This is a genomic window from Pseudomonas sp. FA117 (assembly GCF_057370475.1).
This window is the reverse complement of record NZ_CM170675.1, coordinates 576,591-595,068: the sequence shown is the minus strand read 5'-3', so window position 1 is coordinate 595,068 and position 18,478 is coordinate 576,591. Positions and strand designations below refer to the sequence as shown.

At 65.9% G+C, this 18,478-nt stretch carries 15 protein-coding genes and 1 tRNA gene; 6 read left to right on the top strand and 10 right to left on the bottom strand.

Annotation, left to right across the window (positions count from 1 at the left end):
• Positions 1 to 53 precede the first annotated feature (53 nt).
• Entirely contained in the window at positions 54 to 482 is a 429-nt protein-coding gene (locus AC1TXO_RS02815; protein WP_486404944.1) for a winged helix-turn-helix transcriptional regulator, read from the top strand.
• 84 nt (positions 483 to 566) lie between these two features.
• On the opposite strand, the gene AC1TXO_RS02810 is transcribed toward AC1TXO_RS02815, so the two are convergent.
• Complete coding sequence (locus AC1TXO_RS02810; RefSeq protein WP_486404943.1) at positions 567 to 1,499, bottom strand: NAD-dependent epimerase/dehydratase family protein; 933 nt, start codon at positions 1,497 to 1,499, stop codon at positions 567 to 569.
• Positions 1,492 to 2,376, bottom strand: coding sequence for a sugar nucleotide-binding protein (locus AC1TXO_RS02805; RefSeq protein WP_486404942.1), 885 nt, complete (start codon positions 2,374 to 2,376; stop codon positions 1,492 to 1,494). Before AC1TXO_RS02805 ends, AC1TXO_RS02810 begins: the two co-directional genes overlap by 8 nt.
• Before the next feature lie 435 nt (positions 2,377 to 2,811).
• Between AC1TXO_RS02805 and AC1TXO_RS02800 the strand changes: the two genes are divergently transcribed.
• Genes AC1TXO_RS02800 through AC1TXO_RS02790 form a run of 3 tightly spaced genes read left to right on the top strand, consistent with a single transcriptional unit; the run spans position 2,812 to position 5,522 of the window.
• The gene (locus AC1TXO_RS02800; protein ID WP_486404941.1) at positions 2,812 to 3,855 is read left to right on the top strand and encodes a Fe(II)-2OG oxygenase family protein; all 1,044 of its coding nucleotides are present in this window, start codon (positions 2,812 to 2,814) and stop codon (positions 3,853 to 3,855) included.
• A gap of 19 nt (positions 3,856 to 3,874) precedes the next feature.
• Complete coding sequence (locus AC1TXO_RS02795; protein WP_486404940.1) at positions 3,875 to 4,669, top strand: TSUP family transporter; 795 nt, start codon at positions 3,875 to 3,877, stop codon at positions 4,667 to 4,669.
• A gap of 7 nt (positions 4,670 to 4,676) precedes the next feature.
• A complete protein-coding gene (locus AC1TXO_RS02790) occupies positions 4,677 to 5,522 on the top strand; it encodes an alpha/beta hydrolase (protein ID WP_486404939.1) in 846 nt (281 codons plus the stop codon).
• A 61-nt stretch (positions 5,523 to 5,583) separates the two neighbouring features.
• On the opposite strand, the gene AC1TXO_RS02785 is transcribed toward AC1TXO_RS02790, so the two are convergent.
• Positions 5,584 to 6,396: a helix-turn-helix domain-containing protein gene (locus tag AC1TXO_RS02785; RefSeq protein WP_486404938.1), complete on the bottom strand. Its 813-nt coding sequence runs from the start codon at positions 6,394 to 6,396 to the stop codon at positions 5,584 to 5,586.
• Positions 6,397 to 6,574: 178 nt separating this feature from the next.
• Between AC1TXO_RS02785 and AC1TXO_RS02780 the strand changes: the two genes are divergently transcribed.
• On the top strand, positions 6,575 to 8,017 hold the full coding sequence (locus AC1TXO_RS02780) for an alanine/glycine:cation symporter family protein (protein ID WP_486404937.1): 1,443 nt from the start codon (positions 6,575 to 6,577) through the stop codon (positions 8,015 to 8,017).
• Between the two features lie 72 nt (positions 8,018 to 8,089).
• Positions 8,090 to 9,079: an asparaginase gene (locus AC1TXO_RS02775; protein WP_486404936.1), complete on the top strand. Its 990-nt coding sequence runs from the start codon at positions 8,090 to 8,092 to the stop codon at positions 9,077 to 9,079.
• Positions 9,080 to 9,135: 56 nt separating this feature from the next.
• Here the strand turns inward: AC1TXO_RS02775 and AC1TXO_RS02770 are convergent.
• The 7 genes from AC1TXO_RS02770 to fdnG all read right to left on the bottom strand — a co-directional run bounded on the left by AC1TXO_RS02770 (position 9,136) and on the right by fdnG (position 18,354).
• Positions 9,136 to 9,231: transfer RNA gene (locus AC1TXO_RS02770), tRNA-Sec, on the bottom strand.
• A gap of 6 nt (positions 9,232 to 9,237) precedes the next feature.
• Positions 9,238 to 11,160 (bottom strand): selenocysteine-specific translation elongation factor, encoded by a 1,923-nt coding sequence (selB, locus tag AC1TXO_RS02765; protein ID WP_486406777.1) that lies wholly within the window; start codon positions 11,158 to 11,160, stop codon positions 9,238 to 9,240.
• On the bottom strand, positions 11,157 to 12,584 hold the full coding sequence (selA, locus tag AC1TXO_RS02760) for an L-seryl-tRNA(Sec) selenium transferase (RefSeq protein ID WP_486404935.1): 1,428 nt from the start codon (positions 12,582 to 12,584) through the stop codon (positions 11,157 to 11,159). Before selA ends, selB begins: the two co-directional genes overlap by 4 nt.
• A 167-nt stretch (positions 12,585 to 12,751) precedes the next feature.
• The gene (gene fdhE, locus AC1TXO_RS02755) at positions 12,752 to 13,678 is read right to left on the bottom strand and encodes a formate dehydrogenase accessory protein FdhE (protein WP_486404934.1); all 927 of its coding nucleotides are present in this window, start codon (positions 13,676 to 13,678) and stop codon (positions 12,752 to 12,754) included.
• A 4-nt stretch (positions 13,679 to 13,682) separates the two neighbouring features.
• On the bottom strand, positions 13,683 to 14,339 hold the full coding sequence (locus AC1TXO_RS02750) for a formate dehydrogenase subunit gamma (RefSeq protein WP_486404933.1): 657 nt from the start codon (positions 14,337 to 14,339) through the stop codon (positions 13,683 to 13,685).
• Entirely contained in the window at positions 14,336 to 15,286 is a 951-nt protein-coding gene (gene fdxH, locus AC1TXO_RS02745) for a formate dehydrogenase subunit beta (RefSeq protein ID WP_486404932.1), read from the bottom strand. The genes AC1TXO_RS02750 and fdxH overlap by 4 nt, the downstream gene beginning before the upstream one ends.
• Entirely contained in the window at positions 15,286 to 18,354 is a 3,069-nt protein-coding gene (gene fdnG, locus AC1TXO_RS02740) for a formate dehydrogenase-N subunit alpha (RefSeq protein WP_486404931.1), read from the bottom strand. Before fdnG ends, fdxH begins: the two co-directional genes overlap by 1 nt.
• Positions 18,355 to 18,478: the final 124 nt, after the last annotated feature.

Here is an 18,478-nt window from a genome sequence, read left to right as displayed (position 1 = left end):
TCTAGCAAATCTGGTTTTAATCTGCAACCAAACTGACTCACCCGGAATGATCGATGCTCGACGAAAACAACCGCCAATGCCCCGTGGCACGGGCACTCGAAGTGCTCGGCGACCGCTGGGCGCTGATGATCCTGCGCGATGCATTCGATGGGCTACGTCGTTTCAGCGAGTTCCAGAAGAACCTCGGGCTGGCGAAGAACATCCTCGCCACGCGACTGAAGCTGCTGGTGGAAACAGGGCTCATGGCGCTGCAGCCGGCGTCGGATGGCAGTGCGTACAAGGAGTATGTGCTGACAGAGAAGGGCCGCTCGGTGTTTCCGATCGTGGTGGGCCTGCGCCAATGGGGGGAGCGGTTTCAGTTCGCGGCGGGCGAGCCGCGTTCGGTGCTGCTGGACAACGCCAAGGGCGAGCCTGTGGCGAAACTGGAAGTGCGGGCGCGGGACGGGCGGTTGCTGGGGCCGGAGGATTGTCGGCGGGTTTGAAGGCTTCTTTGCCTGCCAGGGCTCTTTCGCGGGTACGCCACTGCCTTTGACGTCAGTGGCGTACCCGTGGGGCCTGCGCGCTCGTCAGCCTTTACCCAACAACCGCGCCAAACCCTCAGCCATCGGCGTCGCCTGAGGAAACGCAAAACGCGCCATCAGCCGCTGGTTGTCCGCCCGTGAGTGACGGATGTCACCCGAGCGCGCCGGTCCGTAGCTGATCGCCGGCAGGCTGCCGACCACCTGCTTCAATGCCCCGAGCAACTGATTCAACGATGTGGCCTGGTTCAGGCCGATGTTCACCGCGCCCTCTTCCACCTGCGGCTGCTCCAGCGCCTGCACCATCACTTGCACCAGATCGCCGACATAAAGGAAGTCGCGGGTCTGTTCGCCATCGCCGAACACGGTGATCGGCAGGCCTTTGGTCGCGCGTTCGCAGAAGATGCTGATCACCCCCGAGTACGGCGAGGAAGGATCCTGGCGCGGCCCGAAGATGTTGAAGAAACGGAACACCACCGGCTCCAGGCCATGCTGGCGGCGGTAGAAGTCCAGGTACTGCTCGCCGGCCAGTTTGTCCACGGCGTAGGGCGTCAAGGGCGCCTTGGGCGTGTCTTCGGTGATCGACTGACCCTCGCCGTTGTTGCCGTACACCGCCGCGCTCGAGGCGAACAGCACCCGGCGTATGCCGTTGACGCGCATCGCCTCGCAGACGTTCAGGGTGCCGATGAAGTTGCTCTGGTGGGTCTTTACCGGATCGTCCACCGAGGCCTGCACCGACGCCACCGCTGCCAGGTGCACCACTGCGGCGCAGCCTTCGGCGGCGCGACTGACCAGCGCGGCATCGGCGACATCGCCTTCGATCAGTTGCAGGCGCGGGTGGTCGACCTGCAGGTTGCTGCGCTTGCCGGTGGACAGGTCATCGAGAATGCGCACCGCATAGCCCTGGGCCAGCAGTGCATCGCACAGGTGCGAGCCGATGAAACCAGCGCCGCCGGTAATAAGGATGGGGGCATCAGCCATGACGATAGAACCGGTCCAGTAGGGGTGGCAAGCCCGCGCGCCAGGCGCGGGGCTTGATACCGAAAGTGTGAAGGATCTTCTTGCAGGCCAGCACCGCGTGCTGCGGTTCCTCGCTGGCATCCGGCCGGGCGGCATGGGCCTGCGCGGTCGGGGCCTGCACGGCCAGCTTGTGCCATTGCGCCGCCTCGGCAAGGATAGCCTGCCCAAGCGCCAGCGGCGTGGTCGCCTCGTTGCCGGCGTAGTGGTAGGTGCCCCACAGTGGCGCCTCGCAGTCCAGCTGCTTGAGCACCGAAAGGATTACCCTGGCGGCATCGTCCACCGGCGTCGGATTGCCACGCCGGTCATCGGCCAGCAGCAGCTCCTGGGGTTGCTCGGCGCGGGTCAGGAAGCGCCCGAGCGCGCCATCGGGGCTTTCATCCAGCACCCAGCCGAAGCGCAGCAGCACATGCTGCGGGCAAGCCGCCCGCACGCTCTGCTCGATACGCCAGAGTGCCTGGCCTCGCAGCCCCAGGGGCACCGGTTCGTCCTTCTCGCTGTAGGACGTGGCCCGGGAGCCATCGAACACCCGGTAGCTCGATGGCTGGACCAAGGTGATCTCGTGGTGCTGACACAATTCGGCCAGGCGCTCGACGGCGCGCTCCTGCAGGGCCAGGCGCTGTTCGCTGACCGACTCGGCCTGGAACCAGTCGAAGTAGTAGGCCAGGTTGACCAGGGCATCGGGGCGGTGATCGTCGAGCAGCTGGGTGAGGCTGGCCGGATCCCAGCCATCTTCCGGCGGGCGCGGAGCCAGGAACGCGATGTCTTCCTCGGCCCCCAGACGAATCAGCGCTTGCCCGAGGGCATTGCCACCACCCAACAGCATCAGGCGCATACGCATAGAGTCAGCAGGTCCGCTCAGATCGATTAAGGAAAGAAGCCATTTTGCGGTTTCCGCCTGGGGAAGTCCAACCCTTGGGGCTTCACCGACTTTGTGTAAGAAATTTCCAATAGGCATGGAAGATTTCTCTGTCACTCACATAACACCGGTCCGGCACCACGACAGACGAAAAACCTGAACTAATAGCAGGGGCCGGGGCGTGGCAGCCCCGTGTAAGCGCCGATCACCAGGGGAACCACCATGGCGCAACTGCCTCGATCTTCACAATGCTTCACGGCTGTGAAATTTTCCGCCCCCTCTTTTGCGCCCCTGGAAACTGCCCGATACTGCGCGGCAGTTGGCCACTACGGACTGTATTCACCGCAGTCAGGCCAACCCATTCCAGCTGTCGGCCGGCACGGAACGCCAACACAACAATAACAAGGAAGGTTTCCCATGCAGGATTCCGAAGTCGCGTACCTGGAATTTACCCAGGGCCAGGCCCTGGCGCTGTGCACCGCCAGCCAATCACTCGCCGAACTGGGCGGCCCGGAGGTCTTCGGGGCCGCTGGCAAGGCACGGTCGAGCGCCCAGGCGCTGGCCGAGTCGCTCGATAGCGCGCAACAGGCAACAGTGCGCCGATTCGCCGAAGGCAGCCTGTCGGCGCTGATGTATCGCGGCATGACCTGCCCCGACGACGACCCTGTCCCCGAATACCTGCCGGACCTGCAAGGCCTGGAGCAGGATGCCCGCTGCCTCTACCTGGCGTCGCGCAACCAGATCCTGCTGGAGCTGGTGCGCTACCGTGCGTTCGCTTTCGACATCGACAACGAAGGCAAGCAGGTGCGACTGGTCGGCAACTTCAAGGGCGGCGGCAGCCAGATGCGCCCGGAGGAAACCCGCGACACCCGGGTGGAGCTCAGCTCGCACGCCGGCCTGCGCCTGGGCCCGCATACCGAGGCGCCCTACAATTGCTCGGTGATCGCCCGCGACGACCACTCCCCGGCCCCATCGGCGCTGGTGCTCAGCGCGCGCTGGAACCCGGCGAACGAGCCGACCCACGTCATTCCCATGCGCGAGGTCATCGAAGGCCTGGGCAGCCTGCATGCCCTGGCGCTGACCTCTGCCTCGTTCGACTTCACCCGCAGCGACTGCTTCGTCGCTGGCAGTGGCGAACCGGAACAGGCCACCGCCATGCTGCAGTTCGATGCCAACGGCGGCTTCTCCCTGCGCTACAACTCTTACCGCTTCTCCCTCAACGACCAGGCCAGCGACCTGGCGGCGCAGGCGTTCGACGCCTTCCAGCAGCGTGTCGCCCAGGTGCAGCCGCTGCCCTTCGTGCTGCAGCCGGACACCGCCCTGGTGATCAACAACAACCGCGCCCTGCACGGCCGCGACATCGTGCGCGACAACCGCCGCCTGCTGGTGCGGCTGTTCGGCTACTCGCCTTTCGCCCAGCCGCGGGTGATCACCCAGGATCCGCTGCTGGTACGCGGCTGACTAAAAGGAACGTGCTGCAATGATGGAAATCGATGTCTCCCTGCTGCTGACCCTGGCGTCGGTAGCGCTGATGGCCGGCTTTTTCGACGCCATCGCCGGTGGCGGCGGGCTGATCACCCTGCCGGTGCTGTTCGTCGCCGGCATCGATCCGTTGGCGGCGATCGCCACCAACAAGTTCCAGGCGGCTTCGGCGACGGTGTCGGCCACCGTTGCCTTCGCCCGCAAGGGCATGATCGACTGGCGGCGTGGCTTGCCCATGGCCGCCATGGCCTTCACCGGCGGCGCCCTCGGTGCGTTGTCGGTGAGCCTGGTGCCCAAGGCGTTTCTGCAGGCCTGCGTCCCGGTGCTGCTGATCCTGGTGGCGGCGTACTTCGCCTTCAGCCCCAAGCCCGACGAGCACGAGCGCAAGGCAAAGATCTCCAATGCCGTGTTCTGCCTGACTGCCGCTCCGCTGATCGGTTTCTATGACGGCGTGTTCGGCCCCGGCGTGGGCTCGTTCTTCATGCTCGCCTGCGTGATCCTGCTCGGCCAGCACCTGCTGCGCGCAGTGTGCAACAGCAAGCTGCTCAACGCCGCGTGCAACCTGGGCGCCCTCTCGGTATTCTCGCTGAGCGGGGCGATCATCTGGCCCCTGGCCCTGGCGATGGCCTGTGCCGCGTTCATCGGTGCGCAACTTGGCGCGCGCTGCGCGGTACGCTTCGGACCCAGGCTGATCAAGCCGTTGCTGGTCTGCGTGTGCTGCATCATGGCCCTCAAGCTGCTGCTTGGCGCAGGCAACCCGCTCGGTGAATGGTTGCAACATCAGTTCCTCTAGGAGCGCCATGGATTTCGCGAGCACCTCCGAGCAACGCGGCAGCTGGCAATACAACGAACCCGCGCCGGGCACCGAAGGCTTCATCGTTGAAGCCTTCGACGGTTATCAACAGCAGGCACGCCTGCTGTTGCCCGACAGCGAGCAGGCACCGCCACTGTTCGTGGTTGGCGGTGCGCGCTCGGACTTCACCCGCCTCAATCCGTTGCTCTATCGCCTGCAACGCCAGGGCATCGGCTCGTTGACCGGCAACCTGTCCGGCCACAGCAAGGCGAGCGAGCCCGGCGCCAGCGCACCGACACTGGCGATCAACCTACAGGAAGCCCAGCGCTTCCACCAGCATATTGCCGATCGCTGCCGTACCCTGGTCGGCCACAGTCTGGGCGGCGCCATCGCGTTGAAGCTGGCCGCACGGCTGCCCGCCATCGACAAGCTGGTGCTGATCTGCCCGGCGGTCTACCCCGATGCCGCGCATGAGGCGCCGTTCGGCCCCGCCTTCACTGCAGCGATCCGCAAGCCCTATGCCTTTCTCGATTGCGACAGCTACGCCTTCCTGCGCCAGTTCCAGGGCCGAGTGCTGCTGATGATCGGCGAATACGACGGGCTCAACTCGCAGGTTCATGGGCAAGGCCCCGGTACCTCGGCCGGCACCCGACTGTTGCGCGGCGTGCAGCGCTACAGCCCGATTCCCGAGGAAGTCACCCACGCCCTGCTGCGCTCGGTACCGGCGCCGCACGTGGAGTGCCTTCTGCTGACCGACTGCGACCATGGCATCGCCGCGCACCTGCGAGATGCACCGCAGATTGCCGACCAGGTGGCTGATACGGTGGCGGCGTTCATTCTCGACCAGGGGTGACAGGTTCGAAATCGCGGCGTGCCTTTCGCGGGCAAGTTGCAGCGCTGCAGAGCCGAAATCCCTACTCGATCTCGAACAGGCCGTTGCTGATCGCCCCGGCGCCGAGCCGGTCGCGGATGTCGTCGTCGATGCGCGGGTCGTCCGGGCGATAGAGCTTCACCTGGCGATAGGCATTGATGCGGTTGATCTCCTCGCCGAGGAATTCCCACACTACCCGGGTGCACGCAGGGTTACGCCGGTCGCCGCTGGAAACCCCGGTCTTGAGACCGTTGAGCCGGGTGATGCGGCTCTTGAAGCTGGGGATGAGCACGGTCTGGCTCATCTCGTTGAGGGTCAGCGACTCGTAGTCGATCAGGAATACCCGATCCTGCAGCTGGAAGGCTGCCCCCAGGTAACGACAACGCACCTCGGCATGCTGGCTGCCGGCGCTGCTGCGTTCCTGGCGCTCCTGGCGCTCGAACAGGAAGCTGCCGCGTTCCTCCCACAGGTGCACCAGCGACACCAGGATGGCGCCGGGCACCGACATGCAGTTGGAATACTCGAAGTAGTAGCCGCAATAGCGCGACAGATTGCCGGCGTGGGCGTGCAACGGCTTGAACAGCTCGCTGACCGGATCGCTCTGCGCTCCCGGCTGCTCCGACGGATTGCGTGCGCCGATCAGGCGGGCGAACTGCTCCGGCGGCAGGTTCAACTCGTAATCTTCCACGCCGAAGAAGTCGCCGATGCGCTTGAGGTTGTAGGTCGTCGGCTGGCTCTGGCCGCTCAGGTATTTGTTGAATTGCGCACGATTGATCGACAGCTGTCGGCAAACCTCCGAAATAGAGCGGTAGTGGCTGCAGGCAAGCTTGAGGTTGGCGGCTAGAAAATCGGCCATGAACGGTGTTCCAGATGATGCGAGTGCCGCAATTCTAGCATCAAGTCGCACCAAAACAGAGCAACCCGCGAAATTGTAACCACAGGTGTCATGACCAACCATGCGCGCCAACGATAGCGCGCGTCCGTCGCAGCGCTGGTCACTCCACACGAAGAATAAGAATCGAGGTCATTTTCCAATGCTCGAAGCACTTAACGATTTCCTTTCAGGAAAACTGCTCATCGTCCTGATCGTCGGGCTCGGTAGCTACTTCACCATTCGGTCGCGGTTCGTCCAGTTCCGTCACTTCGCCCACATGTTCGGCGTGTTCAAGGAGTCCCTGCGCGGCCAGGCTGGCCAGCTGAGCTCGTTCCAGGCCCTGATGCTGAGCCTCGCCGGCCGCGTCGGCGCAGGTAACATCGCCGGTGTCGGCATCGCCGTGACCCTGGGCGGCCCGGGCGCGGTGTTCTGGATGTGGGTCACCGCACTGGTGGGCATGTCCAGCAGCTTCTTCGAATGTACCCTCGCCCAGGTGTACAAGCGCGCCGACGGCGACGGCCTGTACCGCGGCGGCCCGGCCTACTACATCCTGCACGGCCTGAAGCTCAGGAGCATGGCCATCGTGTTCTCGGTCCTGCTGCTGGTCACCTACGGCTTCGCCTTCATCGGCCTGCAGTCGTACACCGTGACCCACTCGCTGCAGAACGCCTTCGCCTTCGATCCGCGCCAGACCGGCATCGTCCTGGCCGTGCTGCTGGCCATAACCTTCATCGGCGGCATCAAGCGCATCGCCGCGGTGTCGGACCTGCTGGTTCCGATCAAGACCCTGGCCTACATCGGCGTGACCCTGTACGTGATCGGCACCCAGATCGAACACGTGCCCGCCATGCTGGAAACCATCTTCAAGAGCGCCTTCGGCCTCGACCCGGCCTTCGGCGGCCTGCTCGGCAGCGCCATCGTCATGGGCGTGAAGCGTGGCGTGTTCGCCAACGAAGCGGGCCTGGGCAGTGCGCCGAACGTCGCGGCCGTGGCTGCGGTGAAACACCCGGGCGCCCAAGGCGTGGTCCAGGCCTTCAGCGTGTTCCTCGACACCTTCGTGATCTGCACCTGCACCGCGCTGCTGATCCTGCTGTCGGGCTTCTACACCCCAGGCTTCGAAGGCGACGGCATCGTCCTGACGCAGAACTCGCTGGCCGCCGTGGTCGGTGACTGGGGCCGTATCTTCGTCAGCGTCGCGCTGTCGCTGTTCGTCTTCACCTGCATCCTCTACAACTACTACCTGGGCGAGAACAGCCTGCAGTTCCTGAGCCGCAACCGTGCCGTGCTGATGGCCTTCCGTGGCCTGGTGCTGGCGCTGGTGGTGTGGGGTTCGATGCAGGACCTGTCGACCGTGTTCGCCTTCGCCGACATCACCATGACCTGCCTGGCCTTCGTCAACCTGGTGGCCCTGGCCCTGCTGTTCAAGGTCGGCCTGCGGGTGATGCGCGACTACGACGCCCAGCGCCGTGCCGGCATCAAGCAGCCGGTATTCGACTCCAGCAAGTTCACCGACCTGGACCTGGATCGCGCCGCCTGGCCAGCCAATCCTCAGGCTGAAACAGCCGCTGACAAAGCTGCCGGCGAACTTCAGCACCAGCGCTGATACCCTGCCCTGTCCAGCCGCCCCGTTCGCGGGCGGCTGGCTTTCCTTCGCTACTCGCTTCGGAATCCTTCCATGGGTGCAGTCAAGAATCTCCTCGTTCTCTACACAGGTGGCACCATCGGCATGCTGCAGACCCCTGCCGGTCTGGCACCGGCCGGCGGCTTCGATGCACGCATGCGTGAACACCTGGCCCAGCGCAGCGATGCGCCGCAACTGCAATGGACCCTGCGCGAACTCAACCCGCTGATCGACAGCGCCAACATGCAGCAGGCCAACTGGCTGGCGATGCGCGATGCCATCGTCGAGGCGGTCGAACATGACGGCCACGATGGCGTGCTGGTGCTGCATGGCACCGACACCCTGGCCTACAGCGCCGCCACCTTGTCGTTCCTGCTGCTGGGCCTGCAGGTTCCGGTCCTGCTGACCGGCTCGATGCTGCCGGCCGGCGCACCGGACAGCGACGCCTGGGACAACCTGATCGGCGCCCTGCGCCATTTCGAGACAGGCCTGGGCAACGGCGTGCAACTGTACTTCCACGGCCAGTTGCTGCACGGCTGCCGCGCCTCGAAGCTGCGCAGCGAAGCCTTCGATGCCTTCACCGTGATGGAACGCCACCGCGAAGGCGAACACGCTGCGCAGATCCCGGCCAACCTGGATTACCGCCAGGTGCGCCAACCGGTGAAGCTGGCGGTGCTGCCGGTGTTCCCGGGGCTGTGCGCCGACTACCTGAGCGGGCTGCTCGACGCCGGCGTCCAGGGGTTGTTGCTGGAGTGCTACGGCAGTGGCACCGGCCCGTCCGACGACCAGGCGCTGCTCGATGCGCTGCACGCTGCGCGTCAGCGCGGGGTGATGATCGTCGCGATCAGCCAGTGCCCAGAAGGTGCGGTGGTATTCGACACCTACGCCGCTGGCAGCAAGCTGCGCGATACCGGGCTGGTCAGTGGCGGCGGCATGACCCGTGAAGCGGCGCTGGGCAAGATGTTCGCGCTGCTGGGGGCTGGGTTGGATGTGGAGGCCGCAGAGCGGTGGTTCGCATTGGACCTGTGTGGGGAGCGGGCTTAGGTTTCAGCCTGTCATGGCCTCTTCGCGGGCAAGCCCGCGAATGGGCCTGGCGAAAATGGCGGAAGGCAGCGGGAGTCGAACCTGCCCGGGAACGGCTGCCGTCCCCAACCGGGTTTGAAGCCCGGCCGCGCCACCGGGCGCGATTGCCTTCCTTGAACTCAGGGCCTGGCCTGCTGCCGGGCCAGCGCGCTGTCGGCGCGGATGTGACGTTGTTCGGCAACCCTGCGGGTGAGGCCGAGCCGATCGAAGTACTCGAGGATCTGCACGCTGCGCTTGCGACCGATGCCCAACATATCGCGAAACGCTGCCACCTGCACTACTGGCGTGTCCTGTGCCTGGCCCAGCAGCAGTTCGGCCATGCGCACAATCGTCTCCTGCGGATAGAACAAGTCCCGCACCACCTGGTGCAACACCCCCAGTCTTGCCAGCTTGCGCATCAACAGGCGAACCTGCGCTTCCTCCACCTGCTCGGCTGCGGCCAGGGTCCTGACCCAGGGCGGATCGAAAGCGCCCTTCAGCAGATGCGGTTGCAGGCGCGCCCAGAGCGCGGTGTCGGCCTCGCTCAGCTGCACCTTGTGATCCGGCAGATGCAACCACGGGCCGCTGCTGGCGATGGCGCCGTCGCCCAGCAGCTCGTCCAGCAGGCTGACGAACGCCGGGCGCTCAAGCGGCAAGGCACAGAAGCGGCGCAGGCGGTCGCGGTCAGGGCCGAGCTGGTCGGGCTCCTGCTCATGGAAACGCGCCAGTTGCTCGAGCACGTCCTGCCTGAGCGCCTGCCATTGCTCACGGTCGAACAGCAACGGCCCCTGGCGAGTAGCGATCACCTGCACCGCATCGGGCAGCTGCCAGCTGTCGCGCAGGCGGTTGAACTGCCGCTCCAGGCGCTGCGGATCGAGACCGCTGGTTGCCGTGGCCAGCAAGGCCGGCAGCGCCTGTTCCAGATCATCGGCATCGCGCAGCACCTGCAACTGGCGCAGACGCGCCTCGCTGCGGCGCTGTCTGCTGGGCGCGAAGGGGTCGAGTACCCGGCCACCGCCCAGGGTGCGCTGGGCGCGTTGGTCGCGCAGCACCAGGCGATCGCCATGCACGGCCTGCAACGGTGCGTTGAGCAGCAACTGGGCGAACATGCGCTGGCCTGGTTTCAACGACTCGCCTTCCAGCAAAGCCACGCGCGCCGTCACGTCCTGGGTGCCGAGATGTACATGCACCGCGCTGAAATGCTCGAAGGTGCGCGTTTCGCCCGGCAACAACGACAACTCGATATCGACGCGCGAACTGGGCGCATGCAGCCACTCGGGCACCAACCAGTCGCCACGGTGCACCAGCTCCACGGCCAGGCGCTCGGCGCTGATGTTCAGCGCCACCCGCTGCCCGGCCTCGGCCACCAGTGCAGCCTGGTTCTGCGCATGCAGGCCGCGCACCCGCACCGGTTTGCCAGCCTTGCCCAGCAACAAGGTGTCGCCCGCGCTCACCTGCCCGGCCAGCGCCGTGCCCGTCACCACCACGCCGGCACCGGAAACCGCGAAGGCGCGATCGATGGCCAGGCGAAAGCCGCCCTGGCTCGTGCGCCGCTGTACCTGCGTGCGGGCCTCGACCAACGCCTGGCGCAGTGCCTCGACGCCTTCCCCGGTCACGCTGGACAGCGCAAACTGCCGGGCGCCTGCATAGCGCCCTGGCGCCAGCAGCGCATCGACCTCACGCTGGACCTCCAGCCTGCGCGCCATCTCGACCCGGTCGCACTTGCTGATCGCCACCAGCGCCTGGGGAATGCCCAGCAGTTCGATGATCGCCAGGTGCTCGCGGGTCTGCGGCATTACCCCGTCGTCAGCGGCCACCACCAGCAGCACCAGGTCGATGCCATGGGCGCCAGCGAGCATGTTGTGGATAAAACGCTCGTGACCGGGCACGTCGATGAAACCGGTCAGCGGCTCGCCTTCTGCCAGCGCCGCATAGCGATAGCCGAGGTCGATGGTCATGCCGCGGGCGCGCTCTTCCTGGCGCTGGTCGCCGGCCTGGCCGGTGAGGGCCAGGAGCAGCGCGGTCTTGCCGTGATCGATATGCCCGGCGGTGCCGACGATCACTGCACCGGCCCCAGCTGCAGGGCCGGCAATTGCGCCAGCCACTGGGTTTCATCGTCCAGCTGGCGCAGGTCGAGCCACAGGGCGTCGTCGTCGATGCGCCCGAGCACCGGCACCGGCAGTTCGCGCAGCGCGCGCTCCAGCACTCTCAGACTGCGACCACGCAGCTTCTTCGACACCTGTGGCCGCAGGCACAGCGCCGCACTGGGCAGTCGCGCAACCGGCTGGCTGCCGCTGCCGATCATGCCCAATGCGGGCTCGACCGTGACCCTCCACTGCTCGCCCAGTCGCGCAGCCAGTTCCGGCGCCAGGCGCTGCGCCTGGGCGGCGATCTCGTCCTGCGGTCGGGTCAGCAGGCGCAGGCTGGGCAGGCGCTCGGCCAGGCGATCGGGGTCGCGGTACAGTGCCAGCACCGCCTCGAGCGCGGCCAGGGTGATCTTGTCGACCCGCAACGCACGCTTGAGCGGATTCTTCTTGATCCTGGCGATCAGCTCCTTGCGCCCGACGATGATCCCCGCCTGCGGGCCGCCGAGCAGCTTGTCGCCACTGAAGGTGACGATATCGGCGCCGTCGGCCAGCGCCTGGCGTACCGTGGGTTCGGCGGGCAGGCCCCAGCGCGTCAGGTCGAGCAGGCTGCCGCTGCCCAGGTCTTCGAGCAGCGGCAGATCATGCTGGTGGGCGATGCGCGCAAGCTCGGCGGTCGGCACCTGGGTGGTAAAACCCTGGATGCTGTAGTTGCTGCAATGCACGCGCATCAACAGGCCGGTGCGCGGGTTGATCGCCGCCTCGTAGTCGCGGGCATGGGTGCGGTTGGTGGTGCCGATCTCGTGCAGCCGCACGCCGGCGCGGGCCATGATGTCGGGGATGCGGAAGGCGCCGCCGATCTCGATCAGCTCGCCCCGGGAAATGATGCCTTCCTTGCGCGCGCCCAGGCTGTTGAGCGCCAGCAGCACCGCGGCGGCATTGTTGTTGACCACGGTGACCGCCTCGGCGCCGGTCAGCTCGCGGATCAGGCCTTCGATCAGGTCATCGCGGTCGCCGCGCTTGCCGGTGGCCAGGTCGAATTCGAGGTTGAGCGGGTAGCGTGCGGCGGTCTGCATCGCCTGCACCGCCTCTTCCGGCAGCAGGGCGCGGCCGAGGTTGGTGTGCAGCACCGTGCCAGTGAGGTTGAACACCCTTCGTACCTGGCTGCGCTGCTGGATCGCCAGGCGCTCGCCGGCGCGACCAAGCAGGATTTCAGCAGCCAGCTCGACCGCGCTCAGCTGGCCGAGACGGGCCGGTTCGCGCAGATCGTCGAGCAGCTGGCGCAGGCTGGCCAGGGTGGCGTCGCGACCATGCCGGTCGAGCAAGGGCTGGCAGGCGGGATGGCGCAGCAGGGTGTCGATGGAGGGCAGGCGTGGAGCTTGATTGGCGAGGCTTGACGACATGCGGTACTACCTTGGTTGATCCGGTGTCTGTAATGGCCCCTTCGCGGGCAAGCCCGCTCCTACAAGGACCGCGCCGCCTTTACAGGCGATGGGCAACCTGTAGGTGCGGCGGTTCGCCGCTGCGACCTGCCCGCGAAAAGGGCGACTCGGTCCGAGAGTGTAGACCCTCACCCGCCCCCCGGCGCCAGCATCAGGTTCGGCGCCAGCCGATGAAAGCCCTCCTCGTCCAACCGGATATCCAGTGCCAGGCTGGCCAGGTCATCGGCCAGCGCCTCGCCCATCGCGTCATTTTCCAGGTAGCAGTGCTTGAGATAGGTGTTGCAACCAGGGCAGCACTCCGCCCGCAGCGGCGCCTTGCCCGGTGCATGGCGATCATCTTCCAGGCTGGTGTAGCGCAAGTCCCTGCTCGACTCGCAGTACACGCACTTGACCCGCACCACATGCCACTCGCAGGCGCACAGCGAGCAGGCCAGGTAACGCAGCCCGTTGTGCTTGCCACGGTTGCGCACCAGGCCCGCCATCGCCGGCGAGCCGCAGCACGGGCACTGTGCAAGGCTGCTGCCGGGCTTGAGCTCGTCGCTGGGCAAGGCCCGGCGCCAGCTGGCCCAGGCGGCCTGCAAGGCGGCGCCGATGAAAGGCACCAACGCGGCGGGCACGGCATCGTACTGGCCGCTAAGCAGGGCGATGCCCCAGCCTTTGCGCTGGGTCTCGTCACTGCCGCGCAACACGCGCAGTGCCTCTGCCAGCGCGCCCTCGTTCTCCCCTCCGACGCGCTCCAGCAGCGCCTGCAGCCACACCAGCCAAGGCCCTTCGCGGACCAGGCTGTCGGCCGCCAGCGGCGGCAGGCCATGGCTGATGCACAGGCGTTGGCGCTGCTCGGCGACCGGTACCTCTGAGGGGGGGTTGTCGAGCAGGTGCTGCTGCACCCGGCACAGGCGCGCGATCAGCCTCAGGTAGTCGCCAAGGGCGTGGCCCTGGGCAAGCTGCTCCAGTCGCGCCGCGCGCAGTTCGAACAGGTTGGCGGCGGGCAAATGGAGAAACGGCGGCATCACGGCCGACGCTTCGATCTGCCCGGGTTCGAGAATCGTGCTCAAGCGCTCATCCTTCTTTGCGTCCAGGGTTGTGTGGCGTCTTGTCGCCGGTCACCTCGCGATACCACAGCTCATGATGCTTGCGTGCCCAGGCGCGGCTGACCCAGCCATGCAGCATGGCGCCGACCGAGCCTTTGATCCAGATCCCGGCGTAGATGTGCACGATGATGCTCAGCACCAGCACGAACGCCGCCAGGGCGTGCAACAAGGTGGCCAGGCGGATCGCACCGATGTCGAAATACTGGCTGAACCAGGCGCGCCAGATCACCACGCCACTGACCAGCAGGATCAGCATGCATACGAGCAAGGTCCAGAACAACAGCTTCTGCCCGGCGTTGTACTTGCCGATCGGCGGTACGCCCTCCTCCTCGTTGCGCATCACCCGGTCGACACGCCGCAGCCACAGGCGGTCATTGGCGGTGATGAAGTTGGCGCGCCAGAAGCGGATCACCAGCCCCAGGAAGAACACGAACATCGCCACCCCGAGGAAGGGGTGCAGGATGCGTGTCCAGGGCCCGCCGCCGAACAGGTGGCTGAGCCAGAACAGCGCCGGATGGAACAGCGCCAGCCCCGACAGCCCGGCCATGAAGAACAGGATCGCGACAATCCAGTGGTTGGTCCGCTCGTTGGCGTTGTAGCGCAGGATAGGCTTTTTGTCGTTCATGGCCGCTGCTCCCCTTGCCCGCCGGGCTTGCCCGGGTCATAGACATGCACAGCCGGATCCACCTGGTGCACGCTGCTGTCTGCCGGGGCGGGATGCTCGTCTTCCTCGACCCGCTGCGGCCCGACCCGCACGTAGTGGAAGAACCCGGCCAGTACCGCTGCGCCCATGGCCAGCAGCGCCAGCGGTTTGCTGATGCCTTTCCACAGCCCGACCAACGGGCTGATCACCGGCTGGTCCGGCAGGCCTGCATAGAGCCTGGGCGTGTCGGCATGGTGCAGCACGTACATCACGTGGGTGCCACCCACGCCGTCCGGGTCGTACAGGCCAGCGTTCTCGTAGCCGCGCGACTTGAGGTCGACGATGCGCTCGTCGGCATGCACCTTCATCTCGTCCTTGCTGCCGAAGACGATCGCCCCGGTCGGGCAGGTCTTCACGCAGGCCGGCTCCAGGCCCACGGCCACGCGGTCGGAACACAGGCTGCACTTGTAGGCCTTGTGGTCCTTCTGCGAGATCCGCGGGATGTTGAACGGGCAGCCGGTGATGCAGTAGCCGCAGCCGATGCAGTGGTCCTGGTTGAAGTCGACGATGCCGTTGGCATGCTTGATGATCGCACCAGGGCTGGGGCAGGCCTTGAGGCAGCCAGGGTCGGCGCAATGCATGCAGCCGTCCTTGCGGATCAGCCACTCCAGGTTGCCGTCGTCGCGCTCGTGCTCGGTGAAGCGCATCAGGGTCCAGGTTTCGGCGGTGAGGTCCTGCGGGTTGTCGTAGGTGCCGTGATTGTGGCCGACCTCGTCACGCAGTTCGTTCCACTCCGAGCACGCCACCTGGCAGGCCTTGCAGCCGATGCACTTGGTCGTGTCGATCAGCTTGGCGACCTGCTCCTGCTGGCGTACCGAAGGCGGTACGGTCGTGGTGGCCGAGCGGGCGATGATATCTTGCTGGGCCATCAGATTTTCTCCACGTTGACGAGGAACGACTTGGACTCCGGCGTCTGGGTGTTGCCATCACCGAGGAACGGCACCAGGGTGTTGGTCAGGTAGCCATGCCGGGTCGAACCGGTGAAGCCCCAGTGCAGCGGGATGCCGATCTGGTGCACGGTCTGGTTGTTGACCTGCAGCGGACGGATCCGCTTGGTCACCACCGCCACCGCCTCGATGTGCCCGCGCTTGCTCGACACCCGCACCCGGTCCCCCGCCTTGATGCCCTTCTCGCCGGCCAGCACTTCGCCGATCTCGACGAACTGCTCGGGCTGGATGATCGCGTTCAGGCGGCAGTGCTTGCTCCAGAAGTGGAAGTGCTCGGTCAGCCGGTAGGTGGTCGCCGCGTAGGGGAATTCCTCGTGCTTGCCGAGGGTGTCCCACACCGAATCGAAGATCCGGCCAGCCGGGTTGCTGGTGGCCTTCTTGTTGTTCGGGTGCAGCGGGTTGATGCCGATGGGCGTCTCGAACGGCTCGTAGTGCTCGGGGAACGGGCCTTCGGCCATCTTGTCGATGGCGAAGAAGCGCGCCACGCCCTCGGGGTTCATGATGAACGGGTTCATCCCCGCTTCCGGCGGCGAATCGACCTTGAAGTCCGGCACGTCGGTGCCGGCCCAGGCCTTGCCGTTCCACCACACCAGGCGTTTCTTGTGCGGATCCCACGGGTTGCCCTGCGGGTCGCTGGAGGCGCGGTTGTAGAGGATGCGGCGGTTGGCCGGCCAGGCCCAGGCCCAGTTCTGCACCTGATGCATGCCGTAGGGGTCGCTGTTGTCGCGCCGGGCCATCTGGTTGCCCTGCTCGGTCCAGCAACCGGCGAAGATCCAGCAGCCGGACGCGGTGCTGCCGTCGTCCTTGAGCTGGCCGAAGCCCGACAGTTGCTGGCCACCCTTGAGCGCCATGCCCGTCGCGTCGGTCATGTCGCTCACCGCCCAGCCGTTCATCTCCTTGGCGAGCTCTTCAGGAGAAGGCTCATCCGGAATCCTGTACGGCCAGCTGATGTTGAGCATCGGATCGGGGTAGGCGCCACCTTCGGCCTGGTAGCGCTGGCGCAGGCGCAGGAACAGCTCGCTCATGATCTGCACGTCGGTACGCGTCTCGCCCGGGCCGTCGGCCCCCTTCCAGTGCCACTGCAGCCAACGGCTGCTGTTGACCAGCGAGCCGTCTTCCTCGGCAAAGCAGGTGGTGGGCAGGCGGATCACTTCGGTCTGGATACTGGCCGTATCCACATCGTTGTACGGGCCGGCATTGCGCCAGAACTCGGATGTCTCGGTGGCCAGCGGGTCCATGATCACCAGCCACTTGAGCTTGCCCAACGCCGCAGTGACGCGGTTCTTGTCCGGCAGCGCGGCGATCGGGTTGAAACCCTGGCACATGTAGCCGTTGACCTTGCCCTGCCCCATCATCTCGAACATGCGCAGCACGTCGTAGGCGCCCACATCGAGCTTGGGCAGCCAGTCGTAGCCCCAGTTGTTCTCGGCGGTGGCGTTGGCGCCGTACCAGGCCTTCATCAGGCTGACGTGGAACTTGCCGTAGTTCTGCCAGTAGGAGAGCTGGCCCGGGCGCAGCGGCTTGGAGGCCCGCTTGTCGATGAACGTGGCGTAGTCCTGCTCGGCGTCACCGGCCAGCGTCAGATAGCCGGGCAGCGAATTGGACAGCAGCCCCAGGTCGGTCAGGCCCTGGATGTTGGAGTGCCCGCGCAGGGCGTTGACCCCGCCACCAGGCATGCCGACGTTGCCCAGCAGCAGCTGGACCATGGCCGCACTGCGGATGATCTGCGCACCGATCGAATGCTGGGTCCAGCCCAGGGCGTAGAGGATCGTCATGGTCTTGCCCGGGACCGAGCAGGTGGCGATCTCTTTCCAGACCTTCATCATCTGGTCCTGGGGCATGCCGCAGGTCATGCTGGCGATTTCCGGCGTGTAGCGGCTGTAGTGCTGCTTCATCAGCTGGAATACGCAGCGCGGGTGCTGCAGCGTCGGGTCGACCTTGGCGAAGCCGTCCTCGCCCAGCTCGTAGCCCCAGCCGGACTTGTCGGCATAGATCCGCTTGGCCGCGTCGTAGCCACTGAACAGGCCGTCTTCGAAGCCGTAGTTCTCTTTGACGATGAACGACACGTCGGTGTAGTTGCGCACGTATTCGTGCTGGATCTGGTCGGTGCTCAGCAGGTAGTTGATCAGCCCGCCCATGAAGGCGATGTCGCTGCCGGTACGGATCGGTGCGTAGTAGTCGGCCACCGAGGCGGTCCGGGTGAAGCGCGGATCGACCACGATCAGGCGTGCCTTGTTGTGCGCCTTGGCCTCGGTCACCCATTTGAATCCGCAGGGGTGGGCCTCGGCTGCGTTGCCGCCCATGACCAGCACCAGGTTTGCGTTGGCGATGTCAGACCAGTGATTGGTCATCGCGCCACGGCCGTACGTCGGGGCAAGACTTGCCACCGTCGGGCCGTGTCAGACACGCGCCTGGTTGTCGAACCCCAGCATGCCGAGTGAACGGATGACTTTATGCGTCAGGTAGCCCGCTTCGCTGGACGCTGCCGACGCTGCGAGGAAACCCGTGGTCAGCCAGCGGTTGACCGTCTGGCCCTGGGCGTTCTTCTCGATGAAGTTGGCATCGCGGTCCTGCTTCATCAGCGTGGCGACACGGTCGAGCGCTTCGTCCCAGCTGACCCGCACCCACTCCTGGCTGCCCGGCTTGCGCACCTCGGGGTACTGCAGGCGGCTGGGGCTGTGGATGAAGTCGAGCAACCCGGCGCCCTTGGGGCACAGGGTGCCGCGGTTGACCGGGTGATCGGCGTCGCCTTCGATGTGGATGATGCTCTGCTTGACGTTCTTGCCCGCATCGCCCTGGCTGTACAGGATCAGGCCGCAGCCGACCGAGCAGTAGGGGCAGGTGTTGCGGGTTTCCTTGGTGTGCGCCAGCTTGAAGTGGCGCACCTGCTCGGCGAACGCGGCGGTCGGGGCCATGCCCAACGCCGCGAGGCTCGAGCCTCCAAGGCCGACGGCGGCGACCTTGAAGAATTGCCGACGGTTCAGGTCCATCGTGCACTCCTGATCAGGTTTGGACGCACGGGACGTTGCCGGCGTCTCTCGGATATCACGGGGGCGACGAACAGAGGTCGCCAGCCTTAAGACTAGCCAAGAATCCTGAAAGTGCGATGACAAG

Excerpts from the sequence above, each read along its gene's own strand:
- AC1TXO_RS02815 (WP_486404944.1), top strand. The coding sequence starts at position 54 with ATGCTCGACGAAAACAACCGCCAATGCCCCGTGGCACGGGCACTCGAA.
- selA (WP_486404935.1), bottom strand. The coding sequence starts at position 12,584 with ATGTCGTCAAGCCTCGCCAATCAAGCTCCACGCCTGCCCTCCATCGAC.
- AC1TXO_RS02810 (WP_486404943.1), bottom strand. The coding sequence starts at position 1,499 with ATGGCTGATGCCCCCATCCTTATTACCGGCGGCGCTGGTTTCATCGGC.
- AC1TXO_RS02785 (WP_486404938.1), bottom strand. The coding sequence starts at position 6,396 with ATGGCCGATTTTCTAGCCGCCAACCTCAAGCTTGCCTGCAGCCACTAC.
- AC1TXO_RS02775 (WP_486404936.1), top strand. The coding sequence starts at position 8,090 with ATGGGTGCAGTCAAGAATCTCCTCGTTCTCTACACAGGTGGCACCATC.
- AC1TXO_RS02795 (WP_486404940.1), top strand. The coding sequence starts at position 3,875 with ATGATGGAAATCGATGTCTCCCTGCTGCTGACCCTGGCGTCGGTAGCG.
- AC1TXO_RS02750 (WP_486404933.1), bottom strand. The coding sequence starts at position 14,339 with ATGAACGACAAAAAGCCTATCCTGCGCTACAACGCCAACGAGCGGACC.
- fdxH (WP_486404932.1), bottom strand. The coding sequence starts at position 15,286 with ATGGCCCAGCAAGATATCATCGCCCGCTCGGCCACCACGACCGTACCG.
- AC1TXO_RS02780 (WP_486404937.1), top strand. The coding sequence starts at position 6,575 with ATGCTCGAAGCACTTAACGATTTCCTTTCAGGAAAACTGCTCATCGTC.
- AC1TXO_RS02790 (WP_486404939.1), top strand. The coding sequence starts at position 4,677 with ATGGATTTCGCGAGCACCTCCGAGCAACGCGGCAGCTGGCAATACAAC.
- AC1TXO_RS02805 (WP_486404942.1), bottom strand. The coding sequence starts at position 2,376 with ATGCGTATGCGCCTGATGCTGTTGGGTGGTGGCAATGCCCTCGGGCAA.
- AC1TXO_RS02800 (WP_486404941.1), top strand. The coding sequence starts at position 2,812 with ATGCAGGATTCCGAAGTCGCGTACCTGGAATTTACCCAGGGCCAGGCC.